This window comes from Nocardioides kongjuensis, from assembly GCF_013409625.1.
GTDB classification, from domain to species: Bacteria; Actinomycetota; Actinomycetes; order Propionibacteriales; family Nocardioidaceae; genus Nocardioides; species Nocardioides kongjuensis.
This window is the reverse complement of record NZ_JACCBF010000001.1, coordinates 39,028-54,555: the sequence shown is the minus strand read 5'-3', so window position 1 is coordinate 54,555 and position 15,528 is coordinate 39,028. Positions and strand designations below refer to the sequence as shown.

General features: G+C 72.3%; 15 protein-coding genes and 1 riboswitch. Of the genes, 3 read left to right on the top strand and 12 right to left on the bottom strand.

The window, feature by feature from the left end:
• Nucleotides 1-97: 97 nt before the first annotated feature.
• The 5 genes from BJ958_RS00275 to BJ958_RS00255 all read right to left on the bottom strand — a co-directional run bounded on the left by BJ958_RS00275 (nucleotide 98) and on the right by BJ958_RS00255 (nucleotide 7,350).
• Complete coding sequence (locus tag BJ958_RS00275; protein ID WP_179724502.1) at nucleotides 98-1,840, bottom strand: LpqB family beta-propeller domain-containing protein; 1,743 nt, start codon at nucleotides 1,838-1,840, stop codon at nucleotides 98-100.
• A complete protein-coding gene (gene mtrB / locus BJ958_RS00270) occupies nucleotides 1,840-3,528 on the bottom strand; it encodes an MtrAB system histidine kinase MtrB (RefSeq protein ID WP_343052509.1) in 1,689 nt (562 codons plus the stop codon). The genes BJ958_RS00275 and mtrB overlap by 1 nt, the downstream gene beginning before the upstream one ends.
• Nucleotides 3,529-3,534: 6 nt before the next feature.
• Entirely contained in the window at nucleotides 3,535-4,245 is a 711-nt protein-coding gene (gene mtrA / locus BJ958_RS00265; RefSeq protein WP_343052508.1) for an MtrAB system response regulator MtrA, read from the bottom strand.
• An 83-nt stretch (nucleotides 4,246-4,328) separates the two neighbouring features.
• Nucleotides 4,329-5,771: an adenosylhomocysteinase gene (gene ahcY, locus BJ958_RS00260; RefSeq protein WP_179724501.1), complete on the bottom strand. Its 1,443-nt coding sequence runs from the start codon at nucleotides 5,769-5,771 to the stop codon at nucleotides 4,329-4,331.
• 121 nt (nucleotides 5,772-5,892) lie between these two features.
• On the bottom strand, nucleotides 5,893-7,350 hold the full coding sequence (locus tag BJ958_RS00255) for an MFS transporter (RefSeq protein WP_179724499.1): 1,458 nt from the start codon (nucleotides 7,348-7,350) through the stop codon (nucleotides 5,893-5,895).
• A 174-nt stretch (nucleotides 7,351-7,524) separates the two neighbouring features.
• Between BJ958_RS00255 and BJ958_RS00250 the strand changes: the two genes are divergently transcribed.
• Nucleotides 7,525-7,893, top strand: coding sequence for a hypothetical protein (locus BJ958_RS00250; protein WP_179724497.1), 369 nt, complete (start codon nucleotides 7,525-7,527; stop codon nucleotides 7,891-7,893).
• 9 nt (nucleotides 7,894-7,902) lie between these two features.
• Nucleotides 7,903-8,068: riboswitch (FMN riboswitch) on the top strand.
• Between the two features lie 52 nt (nucleotides 8,069-8,120).
• Nucleotides 8,121-8,558 carry a 6,7-dimethyl-8-ribityllumazine synthase gene (locus tag BJ958_RS00245; RefSeq protein WP_179724495.1) on the top strand — a complete coding sequence of 146 codons (438 nt, stop codon included), beginning with the start codon at nucleotides 8,121-8,123 and terminating at the stop codon, nucleotides 8,556-8,558.
• A gap of 33 nt (nucleotides 8,559-8,591) precedes the next feature.
• Here BJ958_RS00245 and BJ958_RS00240 read toward each other — a convergent pair whose 3' ends face one another.
• Both BJ958_RS00240 and BJ958_RS00235 read right to left on the bottom strand, forming a co-directional pair.
• Nucleotides 8,592-9,572 carry a DUF808 family protein gene (locus tag BJ958_RS00240; RefSeq protein ID WP_179724491.1) on the bottom strand — a complete coding sequence of 327 codons (981 nt, stop codon included), beginning with the start codon at nucleotides 9,570-9,572 and terminating at the stop codon, nucleotides 8,592-8,594.
• Between the two features lie 35 nt (nucleotides 9,573-9,607).
• Nucleotides 9,608-10,693 (bottom strand): acyltransferase family protein, encoded by a 1,086-nt coding sequence (locus tag BJ958_RS00235; RefSeq protein WP_179724488.1) that lies wholly within the window; start codon nucleotides 10,691-10,693, stop codon nucleotides 9,608-9,610.
• 106 nt (nucleotides 10,694-10,799) lie between these two features.
• Here BJ958_RS00235 and BJ958_RS00230 point away from each other — a divergent pair, with 106 nt between their 5' ends.
• Complete coding sequence (locus BJ958_RS00230; protein ID WP_179724485.1) at nucleotides 10,800-11,291, top strand: hypothetical protein; 492 nt, start codon at nucleotides 10,800-10,802, stop codon at nucleotides 11,289-11,291.
• Nucleotides 11,292-11,308: 17 nt separating this feature from the next.
• Here the strand turns inward: BJ958_RS00230 and BJ958_RS00225 are convergent, their stop codons facing one another.
• The 5 genes from BJ958_RS00225 to BJ958_RS00205 all read right to left on the bottom strand — a co-directional run bounded on the left by BJ958_RS00225 (nucleotide 11,309) and on the right by BJ958_RS00205 (nucleotide 15,506).
• Complete coding sequence (locus tag BJ958_RS00225; protein WP_179724483.1) at nucleotides 11,309-11,731, bottom strand: hypothetical protein; 423 nt, start codon at nucleotides 11,729-11,731, stop codon at nucleotides 11,309-11,311.
• The gene (locus BJ958_RS00220; RefSeq protein WP_179724480.1) at nucleotides 11,728-12,834 is read right to left on the bottom strand and encodes a WXG100 family type VII secretion target; all 1,107 of its coding nucleotides are present in this window, start codon (nucleotides 12,832-12,834) and stop codon (nucleotides 11,728-11,730) included. The genes BJ958_RS00225 and BJ958_RS00220 overlap by 4 nt, the downstream gene beginning before the upstream one ends.
• A 77-nt stretch (nucleotides 12,835-12,911) precedes the next feature.
• Nucleotides 12,912-13,937, bottom strand: coding sequence for an SIS domain-containing protein (locus tag BJ958_RS00215; RefSeq protein WP_179724477.1), 1,026 nt, complete (start codon nucleotides 13,935-13,937; stop codon nucleotides 12,912-12,914).
• 1 nt (nucleotide 13,938) lies between these two features.
• Nucleotides 13,939-14,130, bottom strand: a complete 192-nt coding sequence (locus tag BJ958_RS00210; protein ID WP_273520105.1) for a Trm112 family protein — start codon at nucleotides 14,128-14,130, stop codon at nucleotides 13,939-13,941.
• Nucleotides 14,127-15,506 (bottom strand): phosphomannomutase/phosphoglucomutase, encoded by a 1,380-nt coding sequence (locus BJ958_RS00205; RefSeq protein ID WP_179724474.1) that lies wholly within the window; start codon nucleotides 15,504-15,506, stop codon nucleotides 14,127-14,129. The genes BJ958_RS00210 and BJ958_RS00205 overlap by 4 nt, the downstream gene beginning before the upstream one ends.
• Nucleotides 15,507-15,528: the final 22 nt, after the last annotated feature.

Genomic DNA, 15,528 nt, shown 5'->3' with positions numbered 1-15,528 from the left:
AGCAGGCCACCCCCACCCGGGCAACCGGCGCCGGGGAGCCTGTGGAGACTCAGCTCGGTGCTCAGCTCGGTGCTCAGCTCGGTGCTCAGCTCGGTGCTCAGCCCGCGTAGTCGAGCTCCGAGAGCCCTCCCGGCCCGGCCTCGTGGTCCTCCTGGCGCACCAGGTCGACGTACTGGCGGGCGTAGACGGCGTACATCGGCGCGTCCTCGACGGGCGAGGCAGCCAGCCCGAGGACCTCGCCGGTGACGATGGTGGACAGGACGTCGACGCCGACCGTGGCGCCGTCGACGGCGACCACGTCGACCTCGTAGAGGTTGCCGGGGACGCTCGCGGTCAGCAGCGCGACCCGGACCGGGCTGGCCCAGGCGATGTCGATGACGGCACTGCCCTCGGGAGCGCGTACGACGAACGGCCGGCCCGCCCGGGCGACCTGGCCGCGACCGTTGAGGAACACCCGGGCACCGACGACCTCGTCGCCCTGCCCGCTCACCCGGACCACCCCGACCAGGCGGGTGCCGTCGCGGCTGACGACGAGGCTGCGGGCGCGGGTGCCGGTGATGCCGGGGACCCTCACGGTGCGCAGCTGGGCGCCGTCGTACAACCACACGACCGCGCCGCTCGCCCTGCGCTCCAGCACCCACAGCCGTCCGGCGTGGTCCCAGGTCGGGCGGGCGTAGCTGCCGCCGTCGAGCAGCACCTGCGCGGCGGGCTCGGAGGTCGACTGCTGGACGTGGGCGAGGCGGACGCGGCGCCCACCCGCGTCGACGCCGGCGACCTCCTCGTTGTCGGGGCTGACCGCGATCGCGGTGAGACCTGCCCCCTCGTCGCCGAACACGCCGGTGACGGGGTCGAGGTCGGTGTCCTGGGCGCCGGAGACCAGCCGGCCCTGGCTGATGCCGTAGAGCGTCTTGCCGCCGCCGGGGCCGGCCGGGCCGTAGGCGGCGGCCGCGTCGACGGAGTACTGCGCGACACCGCCCGGCAGCGGCAGCGGGGAGCCGTCGACGCTGACCCGCAGTGCGGTGACCGACGGGTCCTGGCGCAGCGTCCACGCGAGCTGGGCGAGCATCAGGCCGGCCTGCTCGGAGGTGACCGACTGGGCCTCGCCGACGAGCGAGATGTCGGCGACGCCGGCGTCGCTGACGGGCACGGACAGCCCCACGGACAGCCCCGAGGGCAGGAACGAGCGCACCACGCCCTGGGCCAGTGGCGGCGGACCGGCGAGCAGGCCGGCGACGAGGCTGGTGGCGAGCTGGTCGCCCTCCGGCACGAACACCGGCTCGGGGACGAGGATCTTGGCGACCGGGTCGAAGTAGTAGAGCGAGACCTGGTGGTAGCGCTGCCGGAACCACGAGGCGGGCACGACGAGCGCGTCCGGCGGGTCGGTGATCCGGTACTCCCCGTCCTGCACGGTGACCTTGAAGTCGAGGGTCAGCTCCTCGGCGCCCATCGCGCCCCGCCACGCCCCGACCGAGTCGAGCCGGTCGGCGGCGGTCAGGGACACCGACACGAAGCCCCCGCTCTCGCGCACGGGCAGCGAGTCGCTGTAGATGATCGTCTCCTGCTCGGGGTTCCAGCCGGCCGCGGCCTCCTTGGTGAGGTACTGCTTCGCGACGCTGGTCTGCACCGGCCACGCCGTCATCGCGTCGAGGAACCCGGCGACCACCTCGGTGCGCGATGCACCCTCGACCGGGGGCCGGGCGTCGATGTCACTGGCCCGGCGGGTGTCACCGCGGTCGGTGCCGCGGCTCTGGACCACGGGGCCGGAGGTCGGGAGCGACGTGCAGCCGGACAGCACCGCCAGGGCGAGCACGAGCACCACGACGGCGCGCAGGCGGGTCATCACTCCTCCCCCTCGGGTACGACGCCCGCGGGCCCGACCACGACGGCGGCGTCGCTCGACATCGCGTCCTCGGGAACCAGCGGGAGCGGGCTGTGCCGCAGCGTGCCGTCGGCGTGCCGGGGCACGGTCAGCCGGAACTGTGCCCCCTGACCGGTCCTGCCCCACGCCTGCAGCCAGCCGCCGTGCAGGTGCGCGTCCTCCTGCGCGATCGCGAGGCCCAGGCCGGTGCCACCGCTGGTGCGGGTGCGGGCCGGGTCGGAGCGCCAGAAGCGGTTGAAGACCATCGACGCCTCGCCGGGCGCCAGGCCGACCCCGTGGTCGCGCACGGTGATCGCGGCCGCCTCCTCGTCCGACTCGAGGCGCACGATGACCGCCTCGGTCGGGTCGTCGGCGAGGGCGTGGTCGATCGCGTTGGTGACCAGGTTGCGCACGATCCGCTCGATCCGGCGCACGTCGACGTCGGCCTGGACGGGGTGCCCCGGCTCGACGACCTGCACCCGGATCCCGCGCTGGTCCGCCAGTGGCTGAGCGGCCTCGACCACCCGTCGTACGAGGTCGCCGAGGTTGACGTTCTCGGTGGCGAGCACCGCGGCGCCGGCGTCGAAGCGGCTGATCTCGAGCAGGTCGACGAGCAGGTTCTCGAACCGGTCGAGCTCGGCCTGCATCAGCTCCGCCGAGCGGGCCGTCGCCGGGTCGAAGCTCTCGCGCGCGTCGTGAAGGACGTCGGAGGCCATCCGCACGGTCGTCAGCGGGGTGCGCAGCTCGTGGGACACGTCCGACACGAACCGGCGCTGGACCCAGCTGAGCTCCTCGAGCTGGCGGATCTGGCGCTGGAGGCTGGTCGCCATCTGGTTGAAGGAGTACGCCAGGCGCGCGATGTCGTCCTCGCCGGTGACCTGCAGCCGTTCCTGCAGCCGCCCGGCCGCGAGCCGCTCGGCGACCCGCCGGGCCAGCCGGATCGGGGTTACCACCTGCCGGGTCACCAGCCAGGTCAGGCCCGCGACCAGCGCGAGCAGCAGCCCGGCCGCCGTCAGCAGCGCCCGGGTCACCAGGTCGAGGGTGTCCTGCTCCTCGGAGAGCGGGAACAGGAAGTAGAGCGTGTAGGTCTTGCCGTCCGAGGGCAGCTGGACCTGGGAGCCGACCACGATCCCCGGCTCCCGGGTGGTCCTCGCGTCGGAGCCGGCGCCCGTCGTGCGCACGATCTCGGTGTAGGTCCACGCCGTCGCCCGGCGCGGGGCGTCGAAGTGCTCCTCGAGGGAGGTGGGGATGCTGATCAGGTCGAGGCCGCTGGTGTACTCGCCGCCGCCGGTGCGCAGGGCCGGGTCCTCCCCCTCGGGCCCGGCCAGCACGACGGCGTACCCCCGGCTCGCGCCCCGCTCGATGATCGGGTCGACCAGGTCGCGCTGCTGCTGGCTGGCGTTGACCTCGCGTCCCGACGCCGCCTCGAGGCGGTCCTGGGCGTCGGCGACCTCGGCGTCGACCTCGCCGAGCACGACCTCGGAGCGGTGCCGCAGCAGGCCGTCACGGGTCTGCTGCAGCAGGATCCAGCCGACGCCGCTGACCACGACCGCGGACAGCACCACCGTGCTCGCCACGACCCGGGCCTGGATCGAGCGCCGCCAGAAGGTCAGTGCGCGGCGCAGCCGGGGTGCGAGCCACCCCCAGCAGCGGCGGAGCGCCTCAAGCACCTGTGATCACTGGGCCGAGCCGGCCTTGTAGCCGACCCCGCGCACGGTCAGCACGATCTCGGGGTGCTCGGGGTCGTGCTCGACCTTGGAGCGCAGTCGCTGCACGTGCACGTTGACCAGGCGGGTGTCCGCGGCGTGCTGGTAGCCCCAGACCTCCTCCAGGAGCGCCTGGCGGGTGAACACCTGGCCGGGCTTGCGCGCCAGGCACAGCAGCAGGTCGAACTCGAGCGGCGTCAACGAGATCTCCTCGCCGCCACGGGTCACCGCGTGCCCGGCCACGTCGATCTCGACGTCTCGGATGGCGAGCGCCTCCTGCGGGACCGCCTCGGTACGGCGTACCCGCGCTCGGATCCGGGCGACGAGCTCCTTGGGCTTGAACGGCTTGACGACGTAGTCGTCGGCCCCGGACTCCAGTCCGACCACCACGTCGACGGTGTCGCCCTTGGCGGTCAGCATCACGATCGGGACGCCGGACTCGGCGCGGATCTCCTTGCAGACGTCGATGCCGTCCTTGCCGGGCAGCATCAGGTCGAGCAGCACCAGGTCGGGCTTGTAGTCGCGGAACGCCGCCAGCGCCAGGTCGCCCCGCGGGCAGACCCGGCTCTCGAAGCCCTCCTGCCCCAGCACGATGCCGAGCATCTCCGCGAGCGGGGCGTCGTCGTCGACGACGAGGACGCGTCCCTTCGTCGGGTACGGCGCGCTGCTGGGCGGGGTCACGCCCGCAATATTAGGCGGGGGCACGACGAAGGCCCGGCACCACCACGGTGCCGGGCCTCGTCGACGTACTGCTCAGTAGCTGGTCAGTAGCGGTAGTGCTCCGACTTGTACGGGCCCTCGACCGGGACGCCGAGGTAGTCGGCCTGCGCCTGGTTGAGCTCGGTCAGCTCCACGCCGATGGCGTCGAGGTGGAGGCGGGCGACCTCCTCGTCGAGGTGCTTCGGGAGCACGTAGACGCCGATCGGGTACTCGTCGGTCTTGGTGAAGATCTCGATCTGCGCGAGCACCTGGTTGGTGAAGGAGTTCGACATGACGAACGACGGGTGGCCGGTCGCGTTGCCGAGGTTCAGCAGGCGGCCCTCGGAGAGGACGATGACCTTCTTGCCGTCGGGGAAGATCCACTGGTGGACCTGCGGCTTGATCTCGTCCTTGACGATGCCCGGGATCTTCGCGAGGCCGGCCATGTCGATCTCGTTGTCGAAGTGGCCGATGTTGCCGACGATGGCCTGGTTCTTCATCCTCTCGAAGTGCTCGACGCGGATGATGTCGAAGTTGCCCGTCGTGGTGATGAAGATGTCGGCGAAGTCGACGACCGACTCGAGGCGCTTGACCTCGTAGCCGTCCATCGCCGCCTGCAGCGCGCAGATCGGGTCGATCTCGGTGATGATGACGCGAGCGCCCTGGCCGCGGAGCGACTCGGCGGAGCCCTTGCCCACGTCGCCGTAGCCGCACACGACCGCCGTCTTGCCGGCGATCATCACGTCGGTGCCGCGGTTGATGCCGTCGATGAGCGAGTGGCGGCAGCCGTACTTGTTGTCGAACTTCGACTTGGTGACCGAGTCGTTGACGTTGATCGCCGGGAAGAGGAGCGAGCCCTCCTTGAAGCGGTCGTAGAGGCGCAGGACACCGGTGGTGGTCTCCTCGGTGACGCCCTTGATGCCGTTGGCGATGTTGGTCCAGCGCTGCGGGTCGTTGTCGAGCGAGCGCGCGAGGACCCGGAGGACCTCCTTGTACTCCTCGTTGTCGGTCGAGTCCTGGCCCGGCACGGCACCGGCCTTCTCGAACTCCACGCCCTTGTGGACGAGCAGCGTGATGTCGCCGCCGTCGTCGAGCAGCATGTTGGGGCCGATCTTGTTGCCGTCGGCGTCGGTGAAGTCGAAGACCTTCTCGGCCTCGTCCCAGTACTCGGCCAGGGTCTCGCCCTTCCAGGCGAAGACCGGGGTGCCGGCGGGGGCGTCGACGGTGCCGTTCTTGCCGACGACGACGGCCGCGGCGGCGTGGTCCTGGGTCGAGAAGATGTTGCACGTCGCCCAGCGCACGTCGGCGCCGAGGGCGGTGAGCGTCTCGATGAGGACGGCGGTCTGGATGGTCATGTGCAGCGAGCCGGCGATCCGGGCGCCCTTGAGCGGCTGGTCGGCGCCGTAGCGGGCGCGCATCGCCATCAGGCCGGGCATCTCGTGCTCGGCGAGCTCGATCTCCTTGCGGCCGAACTCGGCCAGGCTCAGGTCAGCAACCTTGTAGTCCATGAGTGATCCTCGAGGTTCGAGTGTCGTGTGACAGCTGGGTCCTGCGGCGCATCTGCGCATCGTCGGGATCTCCCGCGCATGACGTAGGACACCCTACAAGCGTGCTCCGAGGGCCGGGGAATCATCGGGAATGTCCTTCCACCGCTCCGCCACGCCCGTGCCCCGCCCGCAGTAGCACGCCGCCCACCACCGCGCACCCGAGCGCGACGACCGCGCCCGCGAGCACCGCGTGGTGCAGCCCGTCGACGAACCCGGCGGCGTCGGCGCCGTACGGCCCGGCGGCGGGGACGAAGGTGCCGAGCCAGGCGACGCCGACGGCCAGACCGGTCTGCCGGAAGGTGTCGTTCGCGCCGGCGGCGAGCCCGCTCTGCTCGGGCGGGAGGGCGGCGAGGGCGAGGGCGCTGCCGGAGGGGTTGAACAGCCCGGTGCCGACGCTGGCGAGCAGGAAGCCGGGCAGGATCGAGGCCCAGCCGGAGTCCGCGTGCGTGGTCCAGGCGAAGACCGCCATCCCGGCAGCGACGAGCAGCAGACCGACGACGGCCAGGGCGGCAGGGGCGAACCGGGTCATCAGCCCGGCCGTCGTGCCGGAGACGACGAAGACGAGCGCGGTGCCGGGCAGGTACGCGAGCCCGGTCTGCAACGGGCTCAGACCGACGACCCCCTGGAGGTAGAGCGTGAGGTAGAGGAAGCCGGCGAAGAACGACGCCGAGATGCCGAACACCAGCACCTGCGGTGCGCTGAAGGCCGGTTGCCGGAAGTGCCGCAGCGGGAGCATCGGCGCCCGCGAGCGGTGCTCGATGACGACCAGCGCCCCGAGGGCGACCGCGGCGCCGGCCAGCGACCCCGCGACCAGGCCGCTGCCCCAGCCGTCCTCGTTGCCCCGCAGCAGGGCGAGCACGAGGAGGAACAGCCCGGCGACGAGGGCCAGCTGACCTGGTACGTCGAGCCGCCGCGCCTGCGGGTCCCGGCTCTCCTGCACCCGGCGGGCCAGGGCGAGGGCGAGCAGGCCGATCGGCACGTTGCACCAGAAGATCGCCCGCCAGCCGATGGCGTCGGTCAGCACCCCGCCGACGAACGGGCCGATCGCGAAGGCGGCTCCGATCGACGCGCCGTACACGCCGAGCGCCCTGGCGCGTTCCTCAGCCGTCGGGGTCACCTCGGAGATCAGGGCGAGGGCGGTGGCGAACAGCACCGCCGCGCCGATGCCCTGGACGGCACGGGCCGCGACGAGGGTGCCGATGCCCGGTGAGACGGCGCAGGCGGCGGACGCGGCCGTGAACAGCACCATGCCGCCGAGGAAGACCTGCTTGCGGCCGACACGGTCGGCGATCGAGCCGGCGGACAGGACGACGGCCGCCAGCGGCAGGGTGTAGGCGTCGATCACCCACTGCAGCCCGGACAGGCTGGCCCCGAGGCCGGCCGCGATGTCGTCGAGTGCGGTGTTGACCACGCTGACGTCCAGCATCAGCATCACGGTCGCCACGCAGGCGACGGCGATGCTGAGCGTCCGGTCGGCGGCGGTCCGGGCGAGCGGTGGGGTCGCGGTCGTCGCAGGTGTCGGGGAGGTGGCGGATGTCATGGCACGAGATGCTGTCCGTCGCGCCGGTACGCCGACCATCCCAAGCGGGCGGGTTCTCCGGTGCCCCAGATCCTCCGGTGGTGCGCGCTCCCCAGACTTCTGGGGCCGCGTGCCCACGCCGCGGCCCGGACGACTCCCGAGGTCACCACCAGGGGCGTGTCCTAGCCTGCTGCCATGGCGGACACCAGCGTGGCCCGTGGCCTCGGCGCCCTACGGATGGCGGTGGGCGTCACGATGCTGGCCGCGCCGCGGCTGGTCGGCCGCAACGACGACCCGTCGTTCCAGCTGTTGCTGCGCACGATCGGGGTCCGCGACCTGGTGCTCGGAGCCGGCACCGTGCTCGCACCCGACGCCGACCTCACCCGCTGGGCGACGACGGCGCTGGCCAGCGACCTGACCGACGTGGTGGTCGGCGCCGCCTCCATCCGGACGGTGGGCCGCCAGGGCGGCCTGGTCGCCGCGCTGGCACCGGTGCCGTTCGTGGCGGCGGGGCTCGTGGGCATCAGGCGGGCACGCGACCGGCACGCGGCGCGGGGCCAGTAGTCTGACGCCGTACGTTCTCAGGGCGGGGTGGAACTCCCCACCGGCGGTGAGGGCGTCCCGGCCGATCCGGGGCGACCGAGCCCGCGAGCGCCGGCCCGGTCACGACCGGGGCGGGTCAGCAGATCCGGTGCGACTCCGGAGCCGACGGTCACAGTCCGGATGGAAGAGAACGCGACGGGCCTCGCGCGCGTCGTCACGCCCTGGGTGACACGCGAAGAGGAGAGCCCATGTCACCCACCGCCCCCCGCGTCGCCATCGTCGCGGCCCGCTGGCACGCCGACATCGTCGACGTCGCCGTCACCACGTTCACCACCGAGCTCGAGCAGCGCGGTTACGCCGTGGACGTCGTCCACGTGCCCGGTGCGTTCGAGATCCCGCTGCAGGTACGACGACGCGCCCTGTCCGGCCGGTACGCCGGCGTCGCGGCCGCCGCCCTGGTCGTCGACGGCGGCATCTACCGCCACGACTTCGTCGCGTCCAGCGTCGTGGACGCGCTGATGCGGGTCCAGCTGGAGACCGACGTGCCGGTGTTCTCCGCGGTGCTCACGCCGCACCACTTCCACGAGCACGACGAGCACCTGGACTACTTCCGCCGCCACTTCGAGACGAAGGGCCGCGAGCTGGCCAACGCGCTGGACGCGACCGTCCGGCTCCCCGCACTCTGAGCCCGCGGCCGGGCCTGCCGCGCCTGACCGAGGTCAGTGCGCGGCGGGCTCGCCGTCGTCGTACCGCTCGATCGGGTCCTTGTCGCCGGTGAACGGCAGCACCCGCACGACGGCGACCACGACCGAGCCGACGACCAGGCCGATCACCGCGGAGATCCCGGTGTTGGCGAGCCAGGCCAGGGCGCTGCCGAGGACGCCGTGCACGGCGTGCTCGACGTCGTGCTCGATGCCGTGGACCCACTCGTACGGCGCGTCCCACCAGCCGGCCTCGTGCAGGTTGACGAGCAGGATGTGGCCACCGACCCAGAGCATCGCGACGGTGCCGACGATCGAGATGATCGACAGCAGTCGCGGCATGAACGCGACCAGGCCGCGGCCCAGCCGCTGCGCGAACGCCGAGGAGCGCTGCGCGAGGCTCAGGCCCGCGTCGTCCATCTTCACGATGAGCGCCACCACGCCGTAGACGGCCACGGTGATGACGACGGCGACGACGAGCAGGGTGGCGAGCTTGGTCCAGAAGGACTCGTCCTCGACCGAGGCCAGCGCGATGACCATGATCTCAGCGGACAGGATCAGGTCGGTGCGGATCGCGCCGGAGACCAGCTCCTTCTCGGCCTCGGCGCTGACCTCGGCGACGGGCGTCTCGTGCTCGTCGTGGCCGGAGACCACGTGCCAGATCTTGTGGGCGCCCTCGTAGGCGAGGAAGGTGCCGCCGATCATCAAGATGATGGGGAGCAGGTCCGGCAGGAACTGGCTGAGCAGCAGCGACGCCGGGAGGATGATCAGCAGCTTGTTGCGGATCGAGCCGATCGCGATCTTCTTCACGATCGGGAGCTCACGCGTGGCGGCGACGCCCTGGACGTACTGCGGCGTGACCGCCGTGTCGTCGATCACCACGCCGGCGGCCTTGGCGGTGGCCTTGCCGGCCGCGGCACTCACGTCGTCCATCGACGCGGCGGCCATCTTGGCGATGGCTGCGACGTCGTCGAGGAGACCGAACAGGCCGGCGCTCACGAGGGTCGGTCCGTGGTGAGAGGCATGCTCGAAGGCTACCGGCCCGCGGCCACGAGGCCCGCGTCCGTGGTCTCCCACTCCTGCTCGTGGACGACCCCGGTGAGCTGCACCGCCTCCCGGACCCGCCGGTGGGCGACGTCGAAGGGGTCGACGACCCGTTCGAGCACACGGCGCGCGGGTGGTGCGGCCAGGCCGAGCGCCACCGCGACGCCGATGCCGACCGCGGCGAGCAGGCCGAGCCAGGGCCGGTCGTGCGCCCACTCGATGAAGCCGAGGTACTCCAGCTCCTTCACGAGGAAGCCGTGGAACAGGTAGACGACCAGGGTCGCCGAGCCCATCCGGGTGAACCAGCCGCCGATGCGGGGTACGACGCTCAGCCAGGCCAGCGCGCCGGCGACACCGGCGAGCAGCACGAGCAGCCGGGTCAGGACCGCGGTCGAGGTCGGGTCGTCGAGCAGCGCGAACGGCCGCTGGTAGAGGTAGTCGCGGCTGGCCCACTCGTCGAGCGAGCCGGCGGCGACCCACAGCGCCGCGAAGGTCGCGACGCCGACCACCGCGGCGAACCGGCCACGCAGCCACTCCAGCGCCTCGGGCGTGGCCTTCAGGCCGAGCACGAAGAACGGAAGGAAGCCGACGATCCGCGGGGCGTCCAGCCAGCGGGTCCAGTCCCCGGTGAGGAGGAAGCCACCGGCGACGCTCAGGCCCACCGCGACCAGCACGCCGCCCCGCAGCGGCCGGAGCAGCGGGGTCACCAGCCGCCAGGCCACCATCGCGAGCAGGTACCACAGCGGGAAGTGCGGGTCGGTCCACAGGTCGGAGAGGTGCTCGTGCCCCACGTTGATCCGGAACCAGGCCAGCGCACCCTCGAACAGGACGTACGGCACCAGCAGCGTGGTCACCAGCTGCCACAGCCGCGCGGGGGTGTAGCCGAACCCCCGCGACAGGTAGCCGGACAGGAACACGAACGCCGGCATGTGCCACAGGTAGACGAAGTCGTACGTCCGCCCGCCGGGTCCGTCGGAGGGCAGCAGCGCGAGCAGGTGCCCGACCACGACGAGCGTGACCAGGCCCATCTTCGCGTTGTCGAGCCACGGGTCCCGAGTCCGAGGTGCTGAGGCCATCACTCCTTGGTACCCGAATCGCCTCTGCGGACACCAACTGTCAGACAACCCGGCGACGCCCCTGCTCGCGCCGCGGCGCGAGCAGGGGCGATGGGAGACTGATGGCGTGGACACCACCTACAGGCCCACCGATGCCATCCGCGTGCGCATGGTTCTCGGGCTGGGCGCTCTCGGGATCGTCAGCGCGCTGCTGGCGGCGGCGTCGTTCGCATCGGGCTCGGTCCCCGGCATGATCGTGCTGCCGGCGCTGGGGGTGCTGGCGGGCATCGGGGTCTGGAGCGAGCTGCGTCGCGCCGTCGTCCTCACGGCGGACGAGCTGGTCGTGCGGGGACGGGTGACCACGGTGCGCGTGCCGCTGTCCGAGGTCACCGCCGCCAGCTGGGAGCACCAGGACGGGCGGCCCGACGTCGCGCGACACACGGTGTGGATCGCGGCGCGGGGCCGACGCCCGTTCCGCGTCCACTTCCTCGCCGGGCACGAGGACTTCGTCGGCGACCTGCGGCGCCGTGCGGCCGGCGCCGGCGCCACGATCGACACCGCCGCCGCCCTGGCCGCCCCTGCTCCCCACGACACCCGCCGGCTGTTCACGAGCCTGTGAGGCCGGGGCCGGCCCGGTCACTGCTCGGGCAGCCCGCGTCCCTCCATCAGGTCGAACTCGGCGTCCTGCTCCAGCGTGGGGATGCCGACCCTCGCGAGCAGGTCCTCCCGATCCTCGTCGTCGAGCCGTGCCAGTCCCTCCTCGAGGTGCCGGAGGCTGACCATGCTCATCTGCTGGAACTCCGGGTGCTCGAACACGCGGCGCACGCTCTGCCGCCCGGCCAGCACGGCCAGGCACAGCTCGCGCAACGTGGGGTCCTCGGTCCGCCGGGCGATCACGGCGACGCTGGCGCGCAGCTCACGGGCGGCCCGGGCATCCCCACCGGCGACCGCGTCGATCGCCGAGTAGTCGATCTCGGGGCGCCTCATGTCAGCAGCGCTGCGGGCGTCGGGGATCTCCGGCTCGTCGCGACGCCCGGGCGGGACACCGTAGCCGCTCACTTCTGCGCTCCGTTCGCGTAGGTCACCGCGGGGAAGGCGGCATCGGCCGAGCCCGAGGTGCACAACCCGGAGATGCCGACCGCCAGCGCCACGACCGCCTCGCAGGTGTCGGCCATCACGCTCGTCGCCTTGAGGAAGGCGGCGACCGCCTCCTTGGCCTGCCACACCGAGTAGGCGCCGATGATCCCCGCGATCACGTTGACGCCGGGGATCTCCGCCAGGCAGCCGGCCGCGGCCAGCTTCGCCAGGCAGATCAACAGCTTGTCGATGGCGGTGGCGAGCAGGCCGCCGAGGAGCTCGGCGACCTGGGCGAGGGCCTGGGCGATCTCGGCGTACTTCGAGGCGACCTCGTCGAGCTGGGAGGCGTGGTCCTCGAAGGCGTTGACGAACTGGGTGAAGTAGGACGTGGCCTGGTCGGCCGCGTGCCCGGTCCACTGGGTCGTCATGGTGGTGAGGCCCGCCGCCATCGACTCGGCGACGTTGCGCTCGAAGTCCGCGAGGGCCGTCGCGGCGTGGCCGGCACGCGCGACCAGCCCGTAGTCGCCGGCCAGCAGCTTGGTCAGCGACGAGGCCGGGTCGAGACCGAAGATGTTGGCGATCTTGAGCAGGTTGTCGCCGACGGAGAACCAACCGGCCTGGTCCATGATCCAGTGCACCGGGTCGGGGATCAGCACGTCGTCGGACGGTACGGCGTTCAGCGGCCCGGCCGCCTCGGCCACCTTGCCGCCACCGGCCCCCGAGTCGAGCTCCGGCACCTTGCCGGCCCCGGGCCACAGCTTGTCCATCCGGGCATTGGCCTCGTCGTCGGTCGTCTCGTAGAGATCGGCCGAGTCGGCCAGCGCGAGCCCGGACATCGACATGCGCATGCCGACCGTGGAGTAGGTGTCCTTGACGTTGGTCACCAGCGTCTCGTTGGAGGACAAGATCACCTCGAAGAGGTCGCTGAGTCCCGAGGTGCGGTCGACCGCGAGGTACTTGTCGACGTACGGCGGGGCGGTGTTGAAGAAGTCGGTCGCCAGGTTGATGCCACCGTTGGTGGCGGCGGCGCTGAGGGTGTCGGCGTAGGAGCGCAACGCGCCCGGGACGACGAAGAACCCGGTCATCGGCACCTGCTGGGCACGGTGGAGTGAGGCATGCTGAGTTGCTACCCGGCGAACCGGTCGCGGCAAACCCGGTCGGCTCAGTCGTCCACGAGGCCCAGGCGCAGGTACTCCGCGGCGTACGTCCCGCTCAGCAGCAGCGACGCGTAGCGGGCCACCTCGCCGGTCGCCTCGGAGGCGACGTGCTCGATCCGGACGTCCTTGCTGCGGGCAGCGTCCTCGAGCCGCTGGCGCTGGTCGCGGACGACCGGGTCGTCGACGCCGTCGTCGAGCATGACCAGCACCGGACGGCGATCGCCCGTGCCGTCGGCGACCGGGTCGGCGAACACGTTGCGCGGGCGGGCGGCCTCGATCACGGGGAGGAGGTGCTCGGCGTCGCCGGCGAGCGCGGTGCGCCCGGAGGTGCGGCGGATCGACTCGGCGATCCGGCGCGCGGCCCGGGCCGCGAGCACGGAGCCACCCCAGACCAGCGGAGCGGCGTCGGCGAGCGAGATGGCCAGCATCTTCGCAGGGTTGATCGAGATGTCGCGGTTCGGCGAGCAGGCGATGGCAACCGCGTCGAGGGCCTCGGACACGGCCTCCGGCTCGGCGCTCGGCCCGAGGTGCACGCGGTCGAGGAAGGACAGCATCGCGACGGCGGTCGCGAGCTGGTCGCCGGTGCTCGTGGGCAGCAGCGTGGTCCATCGGCCGGTCACGTGCTCGGCGACCATCGACCCTCGCGGCGCGGCCACGACGAGCTGGCAGCCGCGGCGCGCGGCCTCGGCGACGGCCAGCGCCGTGCCGGGGTCGGCTCCCTCCGGAGCGAGCACCACGACGAGGTCGAGGCTGCCGGCCCAGCCGGGCAGGGCCGGCGAGGGCCAGGCCACGAACGGCACGGGGCAGAACGGCTCGAGCACGGCCCGCAGCAGGCGGGAGTCGGGCCCGGCGGCGATCACCGCACGCGGGCGGGTCTCGATCGAACGGGCCACCGCCTCGGCGATGGCCTCGGCGGAGTCACCGACCTCCCGGCGCACCCGGGCGCCGGACTCCGCGAGCGTGCGCAACCGCAGGTCGGCGGTGGCGAGCGCCGCCTCGTCGTCCAGCCGGGACTCGTCGAACCAGACCATGTCAGGCCGGCTTACGGGCCTCGTCGACCAGCAGGACCGGGATGCCGTCGCGCACCGGGTACGCGAGGCCGCAGCCCTGGCACACCAGCTCGACGGACTCCCCCGCGGGCGTCACCGCGAGGTCGCCCTTGCAGGAGGGGCACACGATGATCGCCAGCAGCTCGGGCGAGATCCCGCCCTGCGCGGCGCTCACTTGCCACTCCGGATGATCGCGAGGACCTCGTCCCGGACTCGGGCCATGGTGGTCTCGTCCTTTCCTTCGACGTTGAGCCGCAGCAGCGGCTCGGTGTTCGAGGCGCGCACGTTGAACGCCCAGTCCTGGTGGCTGACGCTGAGACCGTCGAGCTTGTCGATGCTCACCCCGTCCCGGCCACCGTACGACGCCTCCAGCGCGGCGAGCACCGCGTCCTGGTCGGCGACGGTGCTGTTGATCTCACCGCTGAGCGGGTAGCGGGCGTAGCTGGCCAGCAGCTCGGAGAGCGGCCGGTTGGACTCGGCCAGCGCCGCCATCGCGTGCAGCGCGGCGAGCATGCCGGAGTCGGCGCGCCAGAAGTCGCGGAAGTAGAAGTGGCCACTGTGCTCGCCGCCGAAGATCGCCCCGGTCTCGGCCATCGTGGCCTTGATGTAGGAGTGCCCGACGCGGGTGCGGACCGGGGTGCCGCCCAGCTCGGTGACGATCTCGGGCACGGCGCGCGAGGTGATCAGGTTGTGGATCACCGTGGCGCCCGGCTCCTTGGCGAGCTCGCGGGCGGCGATGAGGGCGGTCAGCGTGGACGGCGAGACCAGCTCGCCACGCTCGTCGACGAGGAAGCAGCGGTCGGCGTCGCCGTCGAAGGCCAGGCCGATGTCGGCCTGCTCGGCGATGACCGCCTTCTGCAGGTCGACCAGGTTGTCCGGCTCGATCGGGTTCGCCTCGTGGTGGGGGAAGGTGCCGTCGAGCTCGAAGTAGAGCGGCACCATCTCGACCTGGTCGGCGAGGCGGCCGAAGACGGCGGGCGCGGTGTGGCCGGCCATGCCGTTGCCGGCGTCGACGACGACCTTCAGCCTGCGCCCGGTCACCGGGGCGAGGGTGAGCAGGTGGGCGGCGTACGCCTGCAGCACGTCGTGGGAGCTGATCGCCCCGATGCTCCGCTGCGGTCCCCCGCCGGTCGAGACCCCGGCGGCGACCCGGTCGCGGATCTCGGCGAGGCCGCTCTCCATGCCGACCGGCTGCGCGAGGGCACGGCACATCTTGATGCCGTTGTAGGCCGCCGGGTTGTGGCTCGCAGTGAACATGGCGCCGGGCAGGCCGAGGTGCCCGGACGCGAAGTACAGCTGGTCGGTCGAGGCCAGGCCGATCATCGTCACGTCGGCGCCGGCAGCGGTGGCGCCCTCGGCGAAGGCGCCCGCGAGCGACGGCGAGCTGGGCCGCATGTCGTAGCCGATCACCATCGCGTCGACGCCGAGCACCTCGACGTATGCCGCACCGGTCGCGCGCGCCAGCTCCTCGTCGAGCTGCTCACCCACGAGGCCGCGCACGTCGTAGGCCTTGAAGACCTTGCCGAGGTTGTCAGGACTGGTCGTGGCCATGCCCAGACCCTAGGGCATGTCG

Excerpts from the sequence above, each read along its gene's own strand:
- BJ958_RS00275 (WP_179724502.1), bottom strand. The coding sequence starts at position 1,840 with ATGACCCGCCTGCGCGCCGTCGTGGTGCTCGTGCTCGCCCTGGCGGTG.
- ahcY (WP_179724501.1), bottom strand. The coding sequence starts at position 5,771 with ATGGACTACAAGGTTGCTGACCTGAGCCTGGCCGAGTTCGGCCGCAAG.
- BJ958_RS00255 (WP_179724499.1), bottom strand. The coding sequence starts at position 7,350 with ATGACATCCGCCACCTCCCCGACACCTGCGACGACCGCGACCCCACCG.
- BJ958_RS00250 (WP_179724497.1), top strand. The coding sequence starts at position 7,525 with ATGGCGGACACCAGCGTGGCCCGTGGCCTCGGCGCCCTACGGATGGCG.
- BJ958_RS00245 (WP_179724495.1), top strand. The coding sequence starts at position 8,121 with ATGTCACCCACCGCCCCCCGCGTCGCCATCGTCGCGGCCCGCTGGCAC.
- BJ958_RS00235 (WP_179724488.1), bottom strand. The coding sequence starts at position 10,693 with ATGGCCTCAGCACCTCGGACTCGGGACCCGTGGCTCGACAACGCGAAG.
- BJ958_RS00220 (WP_179724480.1), bottom strand. The coding sequence starts at position 12,834 with ATGACCGGGTTCTTCGTCGTCCCGGGCGCGTTGCGCTCCTACGCCGAC.
- BJ958_RS00215 (WP_179724477.1), bottom strand. The coding sequence starts at position 13,937 with ATGGTCTGGTTCGACGAGTCCCGGCTGGACGACGAGGCGGCGCTCGCC.
- BJ958_RS00205 (WP_179724474.1), bottom strand. The coding sequence starts at position 15,506 with ATGGCCACGACCAGTCCTGACAACCTCGGCAAGGTCTTCAAGGCCTAC.